Source organism: Methylobacterium sp. WL116, from assembly GCF_008039455.1.
Lineage (GTDB): Bacteria > Pseudomonadota > Alphaproteobacteria > Rhizobiales > Beijerinckiaceae > Methylobacterium.
Genome location: NZ_VRUV01000932.1, coordinates 1 through 967 on the forward strand (window position 1 = coordinate 1; position 967 = coordinate 967).

Genomic DNA, 967 nt, shown 5'->3' on the forward strand with positions numbered 1-967 from the left:
GCGCCGCCCTCCGGGCCGAGCCTCCCGCTCCCGAGCCATTGCCGGAGCGGGTGCCCGTCGCGTTCGAGGTCGATCCCGTCGGCGCGCGCCGCTACGGCCGCGCCCTGGTCGAGGCCGCCTGCGGCATCCTCGTGCGCGCCGGCCGGCCGATGCATGCGGGCGAGATCCTGAAGGCGCTCGTCGCGGAAGGGTTCGCCGTCCCCGGCCAGGATCCGGTCGCGGCGCTGAACACGCGGCTGTGGAAGCGCACGGGCCCGCACGGGCCGCTGCGGCGGCTCGGCGACGCGGTCTACGCGCCGGCGCTCGATCTGGATCGGGGCTGAGGCGGATCCGGCGGAAGGGCGCCTAGTCGCGGCGGTCGTTGCCGGCGGTTACGCGCTGCGCCCGCGCGCTGCGGAGATCCCGGCCGACCTCCAGCACGAACATCCGCAGCGAGATGCCGCTGAACAGCACGATGGCGCAGACCAGCACGGCGGAGACGAGGGTCTTGGCGGTCGAGACGTCCACGGCGAAAGGTCCTGAAGCGGGTGCGGTTGCGATGGCCCTGAATCTGGGCCTCGTGCCCGGCGGGCACCACCGGGCCGCACGCGGTGGCAGTCATGTGCCCGGCTCGGGTCTTGTGCGTCTTCGCACGCGAATGCTGCATCGAACGCATGATCGATGGAGAAACCGTGAAGAATTTCTTCGGTTCGCCGATCCGTCCGACCCGACAGCGCCCAAACCGGGCTTCCGCGGTGCGGGTTTCGCGGCCGCTCCGGGCCGGATGCGGCCGCGGACGGCTGGCCCATCGCCGCAAATCCCGCGATAAGCCGCCCGGCGGAGGGCAGGGCCTCGGCGGGAGGACGGCATGATCGCCAGGCGGGGCTTTTCGGGGCGCAGCGCGTAACCGCCGGCAACGACCGCCGCGACTAGGCGCCCTTCCGCCGGATCCGCCTCAGCCCCGATCCAGATCGAGCGCCGGCGCGTA

Annotated in this window: 1 protein-coding gene and 1 pseudogene; one reads left to right on the forward strand and one right to left on the reverse strand. The window is 73.1% G+C overall.

Annotation, left to right across the window (positions count from 1 at the left end; genetic code table 11):
- Positions 1-323: pseudogene (locus tag FV223_RS28570) on the forward strand (winged helix-turn-helix domain-containing protein); the annotation flags it as partial.
- Positions 324-345: 22 nt separating this feature from the next.
- Here FV223_RS28570 and FV223_RS31020 read toward each other — a convergent pair.
- Positions 346-507 (reverse strand): hypothetical protein, encoded by a 162-nt coding sequence (locus FV223_RS31020; protein ID WP_187274950.1) that lies wholly within the window; start codon positions 505-507, stop codon positions 346-348.
- Positions 508-967 lie beyond the last annotated feature (460 nt).